This window comes from Candidatus Streptomyces philanthi (assembly GCF_059553635.1).
This window is the reverse complement of the sequence record NZ_JCANQV010000036.1, coordinates 1-14448: the sequence shown is the minus strand read 5'-3', so window position 1 is coordinate 14448 and position 14448 is coordinate 1. Positions and strand designations below refer to the sequence as shown.

Here is a 14448-nt window from a genome sequence, read left to right as displayed (position 1 = left end):
CGTCAGGGGCTCGCGCTGGGGTACGAGAACATGGCCAAGGGGGAGGCACGGCATGGCTGGCGACGGCTTTGACGTAGGTACCGACCAACTCAAATCCGCCGCTCCGACGTTCCATCGGGAATCCGCCGCTCTGGCACGGGCGACGGCCAAGCTCCGGCACACGCTCGATGGGTTGGGGGAGCCGTGGGGCGGTGACGAGCAGGGTAAGAAGTTCGAGCACGCCTACGCCCCGCACCGGACACAGATCGAGAAGGCGGCCGCCGCCTTGACCAAGGGCCTGTCCAGCATCACCAAGGCCATGAACGACATGGCCGCCAACCACGAGGAAGCGGACCGCTCGGCCAAATCAGGCTTCGAGGGCGGTAAGTGATGGGGGCCGCTGACAAGGCCAAGGAGATCGTCCAAGACCTGACGGGCATGTGGTGGCCGGAGGGCGACGAGGACGAACTCCGCGAGGCCGCCCGCGCCTGGCGTACCTACGCCGACGACGTCGAGGACTGCACAGCGGCCTGCCACAAGAAGGCCCAGGATGTCATCGACAACAACAAGGGCAAGTCGATCGAGGCGTTCGGGGAATTCTGGCGGCGCTACCACGGTGGGGGCAAGGGCTACCTCGACGATGTCGCCGAAGCTGCCCGTGACATGGCCAAGGCCCTGGACAAGTACGCCGACCAGGTCGCCGAGGCGAAGAAGAAGATCGAGCACGAGCTGGAGATCGCCGGCGCGGTCCTGGTCGCCGGTACGGCCCTGGCCGTTTTCACCGGCGGCATCACCGAGGTCGCGGCGGTGGGTGCCACCGAAGCGATTGTTGCCGCGGCTAGCTCGGCGGGCATCGCTGTCTCCGTCACCGTCGCCGAGATTGCGGGAACGGTCCTGGCCACTGCCGCCATCGGTGGTATCGAAGCCATCACCGTGGACGTGGTGGTCGCCCAGGGCGGCCGCAACCTTCTGGGCGACCAGAAGGGCATCAACCTGAACGAGGCCGCTGAGGCCGGCTTGTTGGGTGGGGTTCTTGGAGGTGCCTTCGGGGGTGCGGCCCGAGGAGTGAGAGCCTTGAAGGAAGCTCGCCTTCCCGACGTGCCGGTGTCAGACCTCCGTCTGGCTTCCCGTGATGAATGGCTGACAGGTGCTCGACGACGCCCGCGCGATCTGCTGGATGATCCTGCGCAGACCAAGTGGGCGGACGATGCCTACGCAAACTTCATGCAGGACTCCCGCGATATTGGGGCTATCAGCAAGAACACCCGAGAAGTGGTACGGGCGGATGGGTCCACCGGATTTTCTGAAGAAGAAGTCTCCGCCATCAAGAAGCATGTATTCGATACGGCGCATCCGATCGAGGACTACGAGACCGGTAAGGTAGTGACTCGGAAATTCGACGCCGATCCGGAAATCGCGGATGCCTGGATCCGCATGCGATCTGGGAGTGCTCTGCCTGAAGACCACGTTCTGCTGGAGCACGAGTTGGTGGAGCTGAAGTACCTCCGCGAGCATCCCGGGGCCACCTATCAGGAGGCGCATCGGGTAGCCAATGAATCGTACAATTGGCAGAGTAAGGTCCCGTTGAACAAGCGCGAAGACTTCGAAGGCGAGTGGTAGCAGTGGCTGCGCTGGTGTATTTCAAGAAGGTCACTGAAGACCCGGATTTCATTGTCTACGCGTTTGGTGAAGACCCTTCCGAGATGACGCGCCACCTGACTATGGACAGGGAAACACGAAGGTCGGAGCCTGGCGACGAGAACATTGACTATTCTTTCCTTAAGGCTTCTCGCAAGATCAATTCCATGTACGACCAAGCGAATGAATGGCCTGAACGTGGAATGAGTGTCAGCTGAAGATAACAGCCACGGTGGCCGTGGGGCGGGGCGCCGCCACCGCCTGAGCAGCGCGCCCGTTCCGGCTACGTGCTGGAGCGGGCGCGCTGCTCTCTTGGTGCCTGTTAGGGAGCGCCAGCTTCGGCGGCAGCAGATACCGCCGAAGGTCCGTGAAAGTCCTCGCGCAGGACGTCCATGATCAGTTCGTCGGCGCGCTGCCCGAGCCAGAAGCCCGACTGCCGGAGTCGTCCGGCCGGCCGGAACCCGGCCTTCTCATAGGCCGCGATGCCGGCCTGGTTCGGCTCCAGGACCTTGAGCCACACCATGTGCAGCGAGCCGAGGTGGAACGCCCAGTCGAGCGTGAGGCGGGTGGCCTCGGCCGCATAGCCGTTGCCTCGTGCCTCGGGGGCGATGAGCATGATGTACTCCGCGGTGCGGACGGCCTGGTCGACGTGCAGGACCGTCATGCCGACCGGTTGCTCGTCTTCGAGCCGGACGACCTCGAACGCGGGGCGTTGGGGGCTGCGGGCCTGCCCTTCCCAACCGGCGGCGCGGGCTTCCCAGCTCTGCGGCATCTGGTTGCCGTAGCCGAGGACGGTCCGAGGATCGTTCTCCCACCGGTGGTAGGTGGGCAGCATGTCCTGCCGCGGCAGGCCGAGGGCGAGCCGGTCACCAGGGAGAATGATGTGAGGTCCGCTCACGATGTGCCTCCTTCGCGGCCTGGGTGATCCGGGGCCGTCGGGCGTATGGATCGGGGTGAAAGGGGACGTCTCGGCCGGCTCTTCAACCGGTCGCCCGTCCGGTTGGCGATAGTGCCTGCTGCGTAAGTAGCCATGATGTGCCTCCGATTCGGCACCCGGCTGGATCGGAGGCACTTTTCGCTTAGCGGTTCGCTCGCCCAGGCGGTGGAGAGGACGAGCCCGCGGGGCTGAAGCAGCGTGCTGAACCTGGCTAGGTGGCGGGGACGGCACGAAGGTGTTCGAGATGCTGTCGTACGCCGTCGGCCAGGTCGGCGTAGAACGGGACCCGGGCGGCGGCCTGGAGGATTTCGGTGCAGGCGGTCAGCTCGCCGACCTGGCCGGCAGTGGTGTGCAGGACGTGGGCGAACTCCTTGCGGACCCTCTCCGCCAGCTCGGGCACGGGGAGGGAGTGCAGGTAGAGGTTGGCGGCGTCGTAGCCGACAGGTGCGGTGCCCCAGCCCTCCCAGTCCATGAGGGTCAGTTCCGGGCCGGTGAGGTTGGCCCAGTGGAGATCCCCGTGGGCCGTGGTCCAGGTGATTTCGCCGGGAGTGACGCCAGTGAATTCCGGGACGCGGCGGCGGATGTACTGCTCGCGGACCGCCTCGCGGTTTGTGGGGGTGCGAGAGAGGTGGTCCAGGGCCTGGCGTAGGTCGTGCCACCAGGTGTCCGGCAACTCCACGCCGTGGTGGAGGACCGGGCTTCGGGACACCGGCGGGGCGGTGACGTATACGTACAGCTCTGCGCGGTAGGCCCAGCCGTCGGCTGACCAGTCCCGCAAACCGATCAGCCGCGGCCGGGGCACGGAAGGAGGCGCAAGCCGTTCCGCCTCCTTCGGGCCTTCCCACAGCTTCCCGCCTTCTTTCCCGGAGGGATCGCTCACCAGCCGTAGCCAGACGGGGCTGCCCTGGGCCGTTGCGGCCCCGGACAGCGTCCGGCCGGCGTATCCCCACACCTCCCCGCCCGCGGAGCCTGTGAGGCCCAGCAGGGCGTAGGCGTGGTCGCGGGCGGAGAGCATGCGGGCCCTGACAGCTGGCTCAGGGGCAGTGAACATCGGGCTTGCTACCTTCTGCGGCTGACGGCGGCGACGTCGGCTGTCACCAACCCCGTTATCAGAGCGGCGACCTGGCCGACGGGGAGTGACGAGGCTACCGCCAACTCGCCTATGGACGCGGTCCTCCCCTCGGAGAGGCGTTTGACCACGGCGAGGGCTGGGGCGGCGAACGTCCACTGCTGCCCGCCCGCGTTCAGCACTGGCCGGCCGTCGCCGTCCACCTCGTACCACGCACCAGAGGCCGTGAGGCGGACGTGGAGGCGTTCGTCGGCGGGGATGCCGTCGACGAACGGCAGGGACGGCATCGGCCGACCGGGGTCCATCGCTCCCCGCGCGCAGAGGAACTCCTCGATCACCCCGTCGTGCAGGGCTGCCGTGACTTCCTTCAAGAGCGCCGTCAAATGGGCCACCTGCTCCTCGCGGGAAGCGAGGTGGGGGAGGTTGGCGCGGACGGTTGCCGAAGCCCGCAGCTGGTCCGCCAGCCAGGAGAGCAGGTCGGCGCCGGTGGTGGGTTTCAGGCCGCACGTCAGGTGCAGGGAGCGGCCTTCGGTTGCGGCGACGGCGTGCCACCAGCCGCGGGGCAGGTAGAGCATGTCGCCGGCCCGGAGAGTGATCTCGGCGGCCGGTTCGCCGCGTGGTGGATCGGGCGCCTCGACGTCGACCCGCAAGGGGTCGATGCGGGTGGGTTCGTGGATCTTCCACCGCTTGGCGCCTTCGAGTTGAACGACCACCACATCGTGGTCATCGAAGTGGAGGCCGAACCTCCGGCGGCGCGGGCCCCGGCGGCGCGGTGCTGTTGTGCGAATCGGCGGAAGTGAATGAAAACCGTGCCCTGCGGCAGTAAAGTCCCTGGTCACGAAGCCTCGTCCCCGCACCCGCGGGGGTGGTCCCCGCGGCGACCGCGCATGAACGAGAGGAGCGGGCTCGTCCCCGCACCCGCGGGGGTGGTCCCGGCCAGCCGACCGGCATCCTGCACACCACGGGCTCGTCCCCGCACCCGCGGGGGTGGTCCCGCGTTCGAGTCGATCCAGATGCGGCCCGAGGCCTCGTCCCCGCACCCGCGGGGGTGGTCCGCCCCCCGCCGGCCACGGCCGGGCGGGGGGGCCCTCGTCCCCGCACCCGCGGGGGTGGTCCTCGGTCGAGGTCATCAGCCTGTCTGGGTACTGGCTCGTCCCCGCACCCGCGGGGGTGGTCCGGGCGCCGAAGCCGTGGTCCCGATCCTCGGCAACTCGTCCCCGCACCCGCGGGGGTGGTCCGGAAGTCCTCACGGGCGTTCAGCGCGGTGCCGCCTCGTCCCCGCACCCGCGGGGGTGGTCCCCACTCGGCGGGCTGGGTGCACGGCATCGTCAGCTCGTCCCCGCACCCGCGGGGGTGGTCCCCCGATCTGGCCCTTGAGGGTCTTGGGCGGTTCCTCGTCCCCGCACCCGCGGGGGTGGTCCCTGGGCATCACCCCAGCCGCCCAGCACCTGGAGCTCGTCCCCGCACCCGCGGGGGTGGTCCGCCGCGGTCGGGTCGTACGGGAGGATTCTGGTCCTCGTCCCCGCACCCGCGGGGGTGGTCCGCGCTGCGTCAGCCCCAGGGATGCCATGATCCGCTCGTCCCCGCACCCGCGGGGGTGGTCCCCCTCTCTGACCTGCAAGGCGACAAGCGGCAAGCTCGTCCCCGCACCTGCGGGGCCCCAGGGACCGAGCGCGCAGAATCATGACCAGCCACTCTTCCCTGCCCCTGCGAGAGTGGCCCATGAGCGGCCGCACCCTGGTGGCCGCCGTGCGGATCTTCCCCACAGGGCCGTCGTCATGAGGCCGCGTCGGCGGTTGCCTGCTGTGCTCCGTTGCCAGCGCTGAGGAGTGGCCAGGGCGGGTTGGCGGCCACAGCACCGTGCTTGCGCTTTCCGCCTGTCAGTACCTGGGGTTCCACGCCAGTGCCTCTGCCCGCATTGCGGCGCGGGCCGCGGCGAACAGCGTCTGTCCCGCTCCTGCGGCCTCCGGGCTGACAGTGGCAGATCCGGCCTGTTCACAGCGGCACGTTGCACACAGATGTTCGTCCTCCACTGGCCGGAACAGCAGCGGCTGGAGGTGTTCGCCGGCGCATTCCCGCATGGCGGCCACCCGCGGCGCCCTGGTCGCCGCCTGTTCGGCGAACGACGGCGCTTCCGGCATCTTCCGCACCAGTCGGTTGTGCACCAGCGCGGCCGGGCAGTGCGCCGTTTCCGGTAGCCCGGCCGTCAACGCCTCCTGGATCTCCCGGACTGTGGCGCCGCGTTGCAGCCACTCACCGGCCAACGGCGCGAGGCGCCGCACCTCGCGTCCGCCCAGCCGTAGCCGACGCTCGCCGTGCGAGACGGCTGCCAGCGCCTGGGCGCCGCGTTCCACCATTGAGGGTCACGCACGGAAAATCACTGCCGTTAGCTATGACCACCTTGATCCGCTTGGTTGACCTACAGCCGTTGTGCACGGTCAAGTAGTCCGTGAACCCCTTGTCGTTGAGCTTGGTGGTCACGCAACTGGGCGTTGCCGCTGCGCTTGCAAGGGGTGCCCCCACCAAGGCTCCGCCCAATGCCATCGCCGTGGCTATCCCCAAGGCGCTCACTCGCGGTAAGACTCGCATTCCCCTCCTTTGCGGTGACTCGCGCGAAGAGAAGGTAGTGGCTGTGTCCTGGCCGCAGCAGAGCGAAACCGGCTGTCTGAGGAGAAGCGGCGGAAGTCGACGAACTGTCGCCTGCGGCCACGCGTTGTCATCGTGCCAGTATCCAGGTCGCGCTGCGTGGCGGCTTCGTGTTCATTTGGCCGGCCAAGGCGACATACGCCCTTGCCTTCGCGGCAGGATGCTGTCAGGCCGGACGAGCAAGATCCTGGAAGTCTTGAGGGGATCTGGGGAACGTCCGCAAGAGGCGTACTCGAGATGTTGTCCGCCGGCTTGAGGAAAGCCGTCGGGTAGGCGAAGCCTCGTTATAGGACTGTGCCCCCTCCGTCATTGCCGTGAGAAGCCGACCGAGTGGCTTGCGGGCCGGGCGTCCCGGGTGTCCGTCCGGCGCTTCCTCCTCCGGCACACTCGTGCCGGAGGCGTGTTTTGAGAGAAGCGGAGGTGTGGGGTGAAGAGTGGCGGGCCCGGGCGTGGCGTGATGGTGGTGCTCACCGTGGCGTGTGCGGTGGCGTCGGCGAATATTTATATCAATCAGCCGGTATTGGGTTATATGGCGCGGTCTTTCGGGGTGTCCGAAGGGGCCATGGGGGTGGTGCCCACGGTGATGCAGTTCGGGTATGCGCTGGGGATTCTGCTGCTGGTGCCGTTGGGGGACACACGGGACCGCAGGAGGCTGATCCTGTGGATGGGGTCGGCGACGACGGTGGCGCTGGCGCTGGCAGCGGTGGCTCCGGGGCTGGTGATGTTCACGGTGTTCAGCTTCGCGGTGGGGGTGCTGACGCCGGTGCCGCAGGTGGTGGTGCCGTTGGGGGTGGCGCTGTCGGGGGACGGAGCGAAGGGGCGCGTCGTCGGGGTGTTGCAAGGGGGGCTGCTGGTCGGTCTGCTGGCGTCCCGGGCGTATGCGGGTGCGCTGGCCGGGGTGATCGGGTGGCGTGGGGTCTACGGCTGTTCGGTCGTGTTGATGGCGTTGATGGTGGTTCTGCTGTGGTGGGTGCTGCCGAAGGGGGGCGACGCACCCGAGGAGAACGCGCCCATGCCGTACGGGGAGTTGCTGAGGAGTCTGCCGAGGCTGCTGGCGGGGAGTGGGCTGGTGCGCCGGGTGTGTGGGTCGGGTGCGTTGGTCGGGGTGTCGTTCGGGGCGTTCTGGACGACGCTGGCGTTCGTTCTCCAGGACGCGTTCGGTTACGGGCCTGTGGTGGCCGGATTGTTCGGGTTGGTGGCCGCGGCGAGCGCGCTGGCATCGCCGCGCGCCGGACGGCTGGCGGACCGTCGCGGCGGCCGCTACGCGCAGTCGGTGCTGCTGGTCGTGTCGCTCGCCGGGTGGGCGGCGCTGGCGGCGGGGGAACGGTGGCTACCGCTGATCGTGCTCGGTGTCGTCCTGCTGGACGTGGGGGTGTGGGGGAACCAGGTGGTCAACCAGGCCATGCTGTTCCGCCTGGACAGCGGTGGGCACAGCAGGCTCAACACGCTGTACTTCACCACGCGTTTCCTGGGAATCGCGACGGGTTCGTTGGCGGGCTCGCAGCTGTGGGACGCCGGTGGCTGGCATGCCGTCAGCGCTCTGGGTATCGGTGCGCTTCTTCTGGCGGCGCCCCTGCTGTGCACGACGCGGGATGCGGCACCGGTGGGGGAGGAGGGGGCTGAGGTGGAGAGGCCCCTTCCGGGGGAGTCGGAGCATACGGAGCCGGCGCGGTGAAGGGCGGTGGCTGCTGAGCCGACCGGGGCTGGGAAGGACGGTGGTGTTGCCGGGAGGGGCGGAGGGCGGGTGACGCAGGGCGCCGCGCACAGCGGTGGTACAGGGCGCAGCGCCGGGAGCCCGGGCGGGCCCGGCCCTCAGCCCCGGTGAGGGACACCAGGCTCTCCGCGTCGCCCTCCCCCGTAGGTTTCCGGCCCCGCACCACCTCGGCGCGTAGCCCTGTGCCTCCCTACTCCGCAGGCTTCCAGCACCGTACTGCCTCGGCCCGCGGCCAACAGCGCCGGACACCAGCCCCTCCGTCACCACTTCATCTCGCCATCACTCACCCCACACCACCCCCCTCACCCCCTCCCGATGTACGGCATGTTCGTCGCCATCACGGTGGCGAACTGCACATTGGCCTCCAAGGGGAGGGACGCCATGTGGACCACCGTGCGGGCGACGTCCGCGGCGTCCATGACCGGTTCGACGGTGGTTTCGCCGTTGGGCTGGAGGATGCCGGTGCGCATGCGGCCGGTCATCGCGGTGGCGGCGTTGCCGATGTCGATCTGGCCGCAGGCGATGCGGTACGGGCGGCCGTCGAGGGAGAGGGACTTGGTCAGGCCCGTCAGCGCGTGCTTGGTGGTCGTGTAGGAGGTGGAGTGGGGGCGGGGGACGTGGGCGGAGAGGGAGCCGTTGTTGATGATGCGGCCGCCCTGCGGGGTCTGGGCCTTCATGGCACGGAAGGCGGCCTGGGCGCAGAGGAAGGCGCCGTTGAGGTTGACGTCGACGACGGCGCGCCAGTCGTCGTACGAGAGTGCGTCGACGGGGGTGGGCGGGCCGAAGACGCCCGCGTTGTTGAAGAGGAGGTCGAGGCGGCCGAAACGGTCGTGGACCACCGTGAAGAGGTCGTCGACGTCGGCCGGCCGGGTGACGTCGGTGGGGTACGGGACGACGGCGGGGTCGTCGGCGTCCGAGCCGCCGATGAGCTGGGAGGTCTCCTGGAGGGCGTGGGCGCGGCGGCCGGCCAGGACGACATGCCAGCCGGCGTCGGCCAGGGCATGGGCGACGGCCCGGCCGATGCCGGAGCCCGCACCGGTGACCAGGGCCACCCTTCCGCAGGCCGCCGTCGCCTCCGCCTCCTGTGGGTGCTTCGGTGTCATGGGGGCAGGGTAAGGGGCACCCGCCCCCGCCCCCCTCAGCCTTGCGGCGACCGGAAACGCGCCAGAACCGCCGCTTTGGCGGCGCCGAATTCGTCGTCGGTGAGGATGCCGTCCCGGTGCAGGTCGCCGAGTTCGCGCAGACGGCGCAGCAGCGCGTCGTGGTCGTCGGACGCGGGCGGTGCCGCGGGGGACGGGGCGGACGGTGCCGGGGCGGGCGCCGCGGACGGGAGGGACGGGGCCTTTGTGACGGCGGCGCGTTCCTGGCGCCCGGCGGCGGACGGGTGCGGCAGACGGGCCGCGACGGCCGCCGCCAGCAGGGCCGTCGTACCGCTCTCCTTCTTGAAGCCCCACATCTCGATGGTGTGCGGGTCGTACGTCGGGTCCAGGTACGTGGTGACGCCGTGGGGGCAGAACCGCAGGTACCCGGACTCCAGACCGACTGCGGCGCGCCACTCCACGGCCTGCAGGTCGCTCAGCGCGAACTCCCGCGGGCCGGTGGCCTTCTTCTTCTCGTCGGTGTTCCAGCGCCATTCGAGGCGGACGCGTTCGCCGTCGAAGGTAGCGATCCCGTCGACCCCGGCGGCCGTCAGCGGCACCGACGGACCCGGCAGCAGATAGCGGTCGGTCGCCCCGGCCGGGACCTGCGCGAGTTCCAGGGCCTGGTGCACCGCTTCGACGAAGTACTCGGCGATATCGGCGCGCCCCGCGTCCACGGTCATCTGGTACGGGTTCGCGGCGTCCGGCAGCCCGCCGCCGGTGACCTGGAGCAGCGGGTCCGCGCCGTTGCGCAGCCGCAGCCGCAGGCGGCCGCCCTTGCGGGCCGGCTCGTACGCGATTCCGGCCACCGCGGTGAGCGGCACCGTGAAGGCACCCAGGTCCTGCCGCAGCTTGTGCACCCCGCGTTCACGCCCCGGCACGATACGTACCGCGTCGCCGTCAAAGGTCCATGTGCCGTCGCGCACCATCAGTTCAGCCATGCCCGAAGCCTACGGAGCGCCGGGCCGGGGGAGGCGTGGCGGGGCGTGACGGGCTGCGAGGGGCTGCCGGGGGGAGAGGCGGACGTTCCGTCGTCGGCCCGGAACATCCCCTTTCGCAGGTCAGTGCCCGTTTCAACGGTCAGGGCACCCCCTCTGGGTCGTTCCTGTTGAGCGACCGGGGGCGCCTTGCCGGTCGTCCGCATGCGGTGTCGTACGTGCGGACGCGCATCGCCCCATGCCCACGAGCCGTGCCGTGCTGTGCCGTACGTACGGTGCGTAAGCGCGTCAGCCCCGTCATCCCCTACAGCTCCTGACGTCACGGCCGAGCGCCGTCCTCTGGGCAGGGTGCGGGAAAAGGAGGAGCGCTCTTGTGGTGCTCTGGTTAGCCTGCCGGGATGCCCGAGCGAAAGAAGTACGTCCGTCGTTCCGCCCGTGTGGTGTTGATGGACGAGAGGGATCGTGTGTTGTTGCTGAAAACTTACGACGATCCGGATGCGCCGGGGAAGGGGCACAGCTGGCACACGCCTGGTGGGGGCGTGGAGGAGGGCGAGAGCTTGGTGGAGGCGGCGGCCCGGGAGCTGGGTGAGGAGACCGGGCTGTCGGTGGCACCTGGGGCGCTCGGGGCGCAGGTGGCGGAGACCTCCGGGTACGCGGATCTCGGATGGGCCCAGGGGATCTTCCAGGACACGTTCTTCCACCTGCGGGTCCCGACCCACCGGGTCGATGTCACCGGGCAGGAACCGTACGAGCGGCGGCACCACGCCGGACACCGCTGGTGGCCGATATCCGAGCTGGCCGCCACCGGTGAGACCGTTCGGCCCCTCGGCCTCGCCGAGCTGGCGGGTGGTCTGGCCGCCGGGCGTATTCCCCGGGTGCCCGTTCAGCTTCCCTGGCATCACTGAGGGGCGGATGCCGGACGGAGTCCTTCTCGTCTCCACGACGCGCCACACCCGGCCGTCCGGCTCCCCGCGCCCGGTGCCGCGCGGACGCCGGCCGGACGACCCGCTGCCGGTGACGACACCTCGCGCCGGTGAAGCGGTGAACACGCGAAGCCCCAGGCAAAACCCCCGAGCCTCCCGCGAATTGTCCACCCCCGCCCCACCCGCCCGCACTGCTCACCCGTCTGTCATGTCTATGTCGTACGCAGGTCAGCGCCACGCCGTCCCTCACTCCTCCAATCACCGGTGACAACCACCGTCACCGGAGGGGCAGATGACGCACCGCACCACCCGCGCACCGCACGACCAGGAACTCCACGCGGCCGCCAGGCACCTCGCCAGGCGCAGGTTCCTCACCGTTACCGGGGCCGCCGCCGCGCTCGCGTTCACCACCAACCTGCCGGGTGCGGGTGCCGCGTACGCCGCTGAGGCCGACCCGCGGAGGATCACCGAGGACCCGTTCACCCTCGGCGTCGCCTCCGGTGATCCGCTGCCCCACTCCGTCGTGCTGTGGACCCGGCTGGCGCCCCGCCCGTACCAGCCGGACAGCGGGATGCCGCGGCAGCGGTTCACCGTGCGCTGGGAGGTCGCCCACGACGAGCGGTTCACCCGGATCGCCGGGCGCGGACGCGCCGAGGCCCACCCCGAGTTCCACCACTCCGTGCACATCGAGCCCACCGGCCTCGCCCCCGACCGGGTCTACTACTACCGCTTCCGCGTCGGCAGATGGATCAGCCCCGTCGGCCGCACCCGTACCGCGCCCCTGCGCGGCGCCCGGCTGCGCGGCCTCTCCCTCGCCGCGGTCTCCTGCCAGGCGTACGAGGACGGCCACTTCACCGCCTACCGGCATCTCGCCCGCGAGGACCTCGACGTCGTCCTCCACCTCGGCGACTACATCTACGAGTACGCCGTCCCGCCCACCGGCGGCGCCCGCGGCCTCACCGACCCCCTGCCCGACCACTTCGGCCACGAGACCGTGACGCTGGAGGACTACCGGCTGCGCTACGCCCTCTACCGCACCGACCCGGACCTCCGCGCCGCCCACGCCGCACACCCCTTCATCGTCACCTGGGACGACCACGAGGTGGAGAACAACTACGCCGCGGACACCAGCGAGGACAATGCCCCGCCCGCCGAGTTCCTGGCCCGCCGCGCCGCCGCCTACCGCGCCTACTGGGAGAACCAGCCGCTGCGCCGCCCGCAGCGCCCGCGCGGCGCCGACGCCCGCCTCTACCGCCGGGTGCACTACGGGCAGCTCGCCCAGTTCGACGTCCTCGACACCCGCCAGTACCGCTCCGACCAGGCGTACGGCGACGGCTGGCGGGTACCGGGCCCCGAGTCCGCCGACCCCCGGCGCACCCTGACCGGCGCGGCGCAGGAGCGGTGGCTGCTCGACGGCTGGCGGGAGTCCACCGCGCGCTGGAACATCGTGCCGCAGCAGGTCGTCCTCTCCCAGCGGCGCAGCAGGCCCACGCCCGACTTCAAGGTGAGCATGGACAGCTGGGACGGCTACCCCGCCTCCCGGGAGCGGCTGCTGGCGGGCGCGGAGGCGGCCGGGGTGGACAACCTGGTGGTGCTCACCGGCGATGTGCACGTCCACTACGCCTTCGACATCAAACGGGACTTCTCCCGGCCCGCATCGCGCACCGCGGGCGTGGAGCTGGTGACCTCCTCGATCTCCAGCGACGGCGACGGCACGGAGCGGCCCGCCAACTGGGCGACGTACCGGGAGGCCAACCCGCACCTGAAGTTCTACGACGGCCGGCGTGGCTATGTGACCGTCACCCTCGACCGGGACACCGCCCGCGCCGACTTCCGTACGGTGTCCGCGGTGACCACGCCCGGGGCGCCGGTGAGCACGGCCGCGTCGTTCGTGACCGAGGCGGGCGATCCGGGGCTCAAGCAGGTGTGACGCGGGGCACGGGCGGGGGCCCGGACCGTGCGCCCCCGCCCCCCGCCCGCGGCGTGTCACGATGGGGAGTCATCACCGACAGACGGAGACGCCCATGACGGACGCCGGCCCCAGCGCGGCCGAGACCCAGCAGGACCCGCCCGCGATAGCCGGGCGGGACGTGGCAGCCGCACCGGCCGCGTCCCGCCGCACCGGCCTCCTCGTCACCCTCGTCCTCGGCGGTCTCACCGCGGTCCCGCCGCTCTCCATGGACATGTACCTCCCGGCGCTGCCGGAGGTCACCACCTCCCTGCACAGTCCCCCCGCCACCGTCCAGCTCACCCTCACCACCTGCCTCGCCGGCATGGCGCTGGGGCAGATGATCGTCGGCCCGATGAGCGACAAATGGGGCCGTCGCCGGCCGCTGCTGGCCGGCATGGTGATCTACGTACTGGCCACCGCGCTCTGCGTCATCGCCCCCAACGTCGAACTCCTCGTCGCGTTCCGCCTGCTCCAGGGCCTCGCGGGCGCGGCCGGCATCGTCATCGCGCGGGCGGTGGTCCGCGACCTCTACGACGGGGTGGCGATGGCCCGGTTCTTCTCGACGCTGATGTTGATCTCCGGCGTCGCACCGGTCGTCGCCCCGCTGATCGGCGGCCAGATCCTGCGGGTCACCGACTGGCGCGGCGTCTTCGTCGTCCTGACCGTCGTCGGCACCCTGCTGACCACCGTCGTCTGGCGCGTCCTGGACGAGACGCTGCCGCCCGCCCGGCGCCACGCGGGCGGCCTCGGCCAGGCCCTGCGCACCATGCGCGGCCTGCTCGCCGACCGCACCTTCTCCGGCTATCTGCTCGTCGGCGCCTTCGGGTTCGCCGCGCTGTTCGCCTACATCTCCGCCTCGCCCTTCGTCGTCCAGGAGATCTACGGCGCCTCCCCGCAGACCTTCAGCCTCCTCTTCGGCGTCAACTCCGTCGGCCTGGTGCTGGTCGGCCAGCTCAACGGCAAGGTCCTTGTCGGCCGGGTCGCGCTGGAGAAGGTGCTGGCCACCGGCCTCGCGCTGATCACCGTCGCGGCGACCGCGCTGCTGCTGATGGCGGGCGGGGCGTTCGGCGAGGTGGGGCTGTTCCCGATCGCCGCCGGACTGTTCGTCCTGATGGCGTCCATGGGACTGGTGATGCCCAGCACCAACACCCTGGCGCTGCTGCGCACCCCGCACGCGGCCGGTTCCGCCTCCGCGCTGCTGGGCACCTCCACCTTCCTCCTCGGCTCGGTGGCCTCCCCGCTCGTCGGCGTCGCGGGTGAGCACACCGCCGTACCGATGGCGACGGTCCAACTCGGCTGCGCCGTACTGGCGCTCGTGAGCTTCCTGGGGATGTGCCGCCCGTGGCAGCGTGGAAAGGAGAGCCTTCTGGGTACCGCCGGAGAAGGGACCGCCCCCTGAACACCTCGCGACTCGTCCACGGCACACCGGCACAGGCCCGCCTCGACCCCCACTGGACGCAGCGGCTGACCGACGGCGTCCGCGCACTGCCCGGCGGCCGGCCCGCCTGGTGTGC

General features: G+C 70.4%; 14 protein-coding genes and 1 CRISPR repeat array. Of the genes, 7 read left to right on the top strand and 7 right to left on the bottom strand.

Features of this window, described 5'->3' with window-relative positions; all coding sequences use genetic code 11:
* Positions 1 to 52 precede the first annotated feature (52 nt).
* The 3 genes from AC51EU_RS07140 to AC51EU_RS07130 are packed head-to-tail and all read left to right on the top strand — an operon-like array spanning position 53 to position 1835.
* Positions 53 to 370, top strand: coding sequence for a WXG100 family type VII secretion target (locus AC51EU_RS07140; RefSeq protein ID WP_496265820.1), 318 nt, complete (start codon positions 53 to 55; stop codon positions 368 to 370).
* The gene (locus AC51EU_RS07135) at positions 370 to 1599 is read left to right on the top strand and encodes a WXG100 family type VII secretion target (protein ID WP_496265819.1); all 1230 of its coding nucleotides are present in this window, start codon (positions 370 to 372) and stop codon (positions 1597 to 1599) included. Before AC51EU_RS07140 ends, AC51EU_RS07135 begins: the two co-directional genes overlap by 1 nt.
* Before the next feature lie 2 nt (positions 1600 to 1601).
* Complete coding sequence (locus AC51EU_RS07130) at positions 1602 to 1835, top strand: hypothetical protein (RefSeq protein WP_496265818.1); 234 nt, start codon at positions 1602 to 1604, stop codon at positions 1833 to 1835.
* Positions 1836 to 1939: 104 nt separating this feature from the next.
* Here AC51EU_RS07130 and AC51EU_RS07125 read toward each other — a convergent pair whose 3' ends face one another.
* From AC51EU_RS07125 to AC51EU_RS07105, 5 genes are all read right to left on the bottom strand, one after another.
* Positions 1940 to 2515, bottom strand: coding sequence for a GNAT family N-acetyltransferase (locus AC51EU_RS07125; RefSeq protein WP_496265817.1), 576 nt, complete (start codon positions 2513 to 2515; stop codon positions 1940 to 1942).
* Positions 2516 to 2765: 250 nt separating this feature from the next.
* Complete coding sequence (locus tag AC51EU_RS07120) at positions 2766 to 3605, bottom strand: hypothetical protein (protein ID WP_496265816.1); 840 nt, start codon at positions 3603 to 3605, stop codon at positions 2766 to 2768.
* Positions 3606 to 3613: 8 nt separating this feature from the next.
* Positions 3614 to 4462 (bottom strand): JmjC domain-containing protein, encoded by an 849-nt coding sequence (locus AC51EU_RS07115; RefSeq protein WP_496265815.1) that lies wholly within the window; start codon positions 4460 to 4462, stop codon positions 3614 to 3616.
* Positions 4463 to 4467: 5 nt separating this feature from the next.
* A CRISPR array of direct repeats spans positions 4468 to 5227; the repeat unit is 28 nt; unit sequence CTCGTCCCCGCACCCGCGGGGGTGGTCC.
* Between the two features lie 276 nt (positions 5228 to 5503).
* Complete coding sequence (locus AC51EU_RS07110) at positions 5504 to 5980, bottom strand: hypothetical protein (protein ID WP_496265838.1); 477 nt, start codon at positions 5978 to 5980, stop codon at positions 5504 to 5506.
* Positions 5877 to 6167, bottom strand: coding sequence for an alpha-amylase inhibitor (locus tag AC51EU_RS07105; protein WP_496265814.1), 291 nt, complete (start codon positions 6165 to 6167; stop codon positions 5877 to 5879). The genes AC51EU_RS07110 and AC51EU_RS07105 overlap by 104 nt, the downstream gene beginning before the upstream one ends.
* Positions 6168 to 6726: 559 nt before the next feature.
* On the opposite strand from AC51EU_RS07105, the gene AC51EU_RS07100 reads away from it, so the two are divergent.
* Positions 6727 to 7944, top strand: coding sequence for an MFS transporter (locus AC51EU_RS07100; RefSeq protein ID WP_496265813.1), 1218 nt, complete (start codon positions 6727 to 6729; stop codon positions 7942 to 7944).
* Positions 7945 to 8285: 341 nt separating this feature from the next.
* Here AC51EU_RS07100 and AC51EU_RS07095 read toward each other — a convergent pair whose 3' ends face one another.
* Together AC51EU_RS07095 and AC51EU_RS07090 are read right to left on the bottom strand one after the other, a co-directional pair.
* Positions 8286 to 9086, bottom strand: a complete 801-nt coding sequence (locus tag AC51EU_RS07095; RefSeq protein ID WP_496265812.1) for an SDR family oxidoreductase — start codon at positions 9084 to 9086, stop codon at positions 8286 to 8288.
* Positions 9087 to 9121: 35 nt separating this feature from the next.
* Positions 9122 to 10063 carry a DUF4429 domain-containing protein gene (locus AC51EU_RS07090; protein ID WP_496265811.1) on the bottom strand — a complete coding sequence of 314 codons (942 nt, stop codon included), beginning with the start codon at positions 10061 to 10063 and terminating at the stop codon, positions 9122 to 9124.
* A 395-nt stretch (positions 10064 to 10458) separates the two neighbouring features.
* On the opposite strand from AC51EU_RS07090, the gene AC51EU_RS07085 reads away from it, so the two are divergent.
* The 3 genes from AC51EU_RS07085 (at position 10459) to AC51EU_RS07075 (ending at position 14333) form a co-directional block, all read left to right on the top strand.
* A complete protein-coding gene (locus AC51EU_RS07085; RefSeq protein WP_496265810.1) occupies positions 10459 to 10965 on the top strand; it encodes an NUDIX hydrolase in 507 nt (168 codons plus the stop codon).
* A 310-nt stretch (positions 10966 to 11275) separates the two neighbouring features.
* Positions 11276 to 12913, top strand: coding sequence for an alkaline phosphatase D family protein (locus AC51EU_RS07080; RefSeq protein ID WP_496265809.1), 1638 nt, complete (start codon positions 11276 to 11278; stop codon positions 12911 to 12913).
* A gap of 94 nt (positions 12914 to 13007) precedes the next feature.
* On the top strand, positions 13008 to 14333 hold the full coding sequence (locus AC51EU_RS07075; RefSeq protein ID WP_496265808.1) for a multidrug effflux MFS transporter: 1326 nt from the start codon (positions 13008 to 13010) through the stop codon (positions 14331 to 14333).
* Positions 14334 to 14448 lie beyond the last annotated feature (115 nt).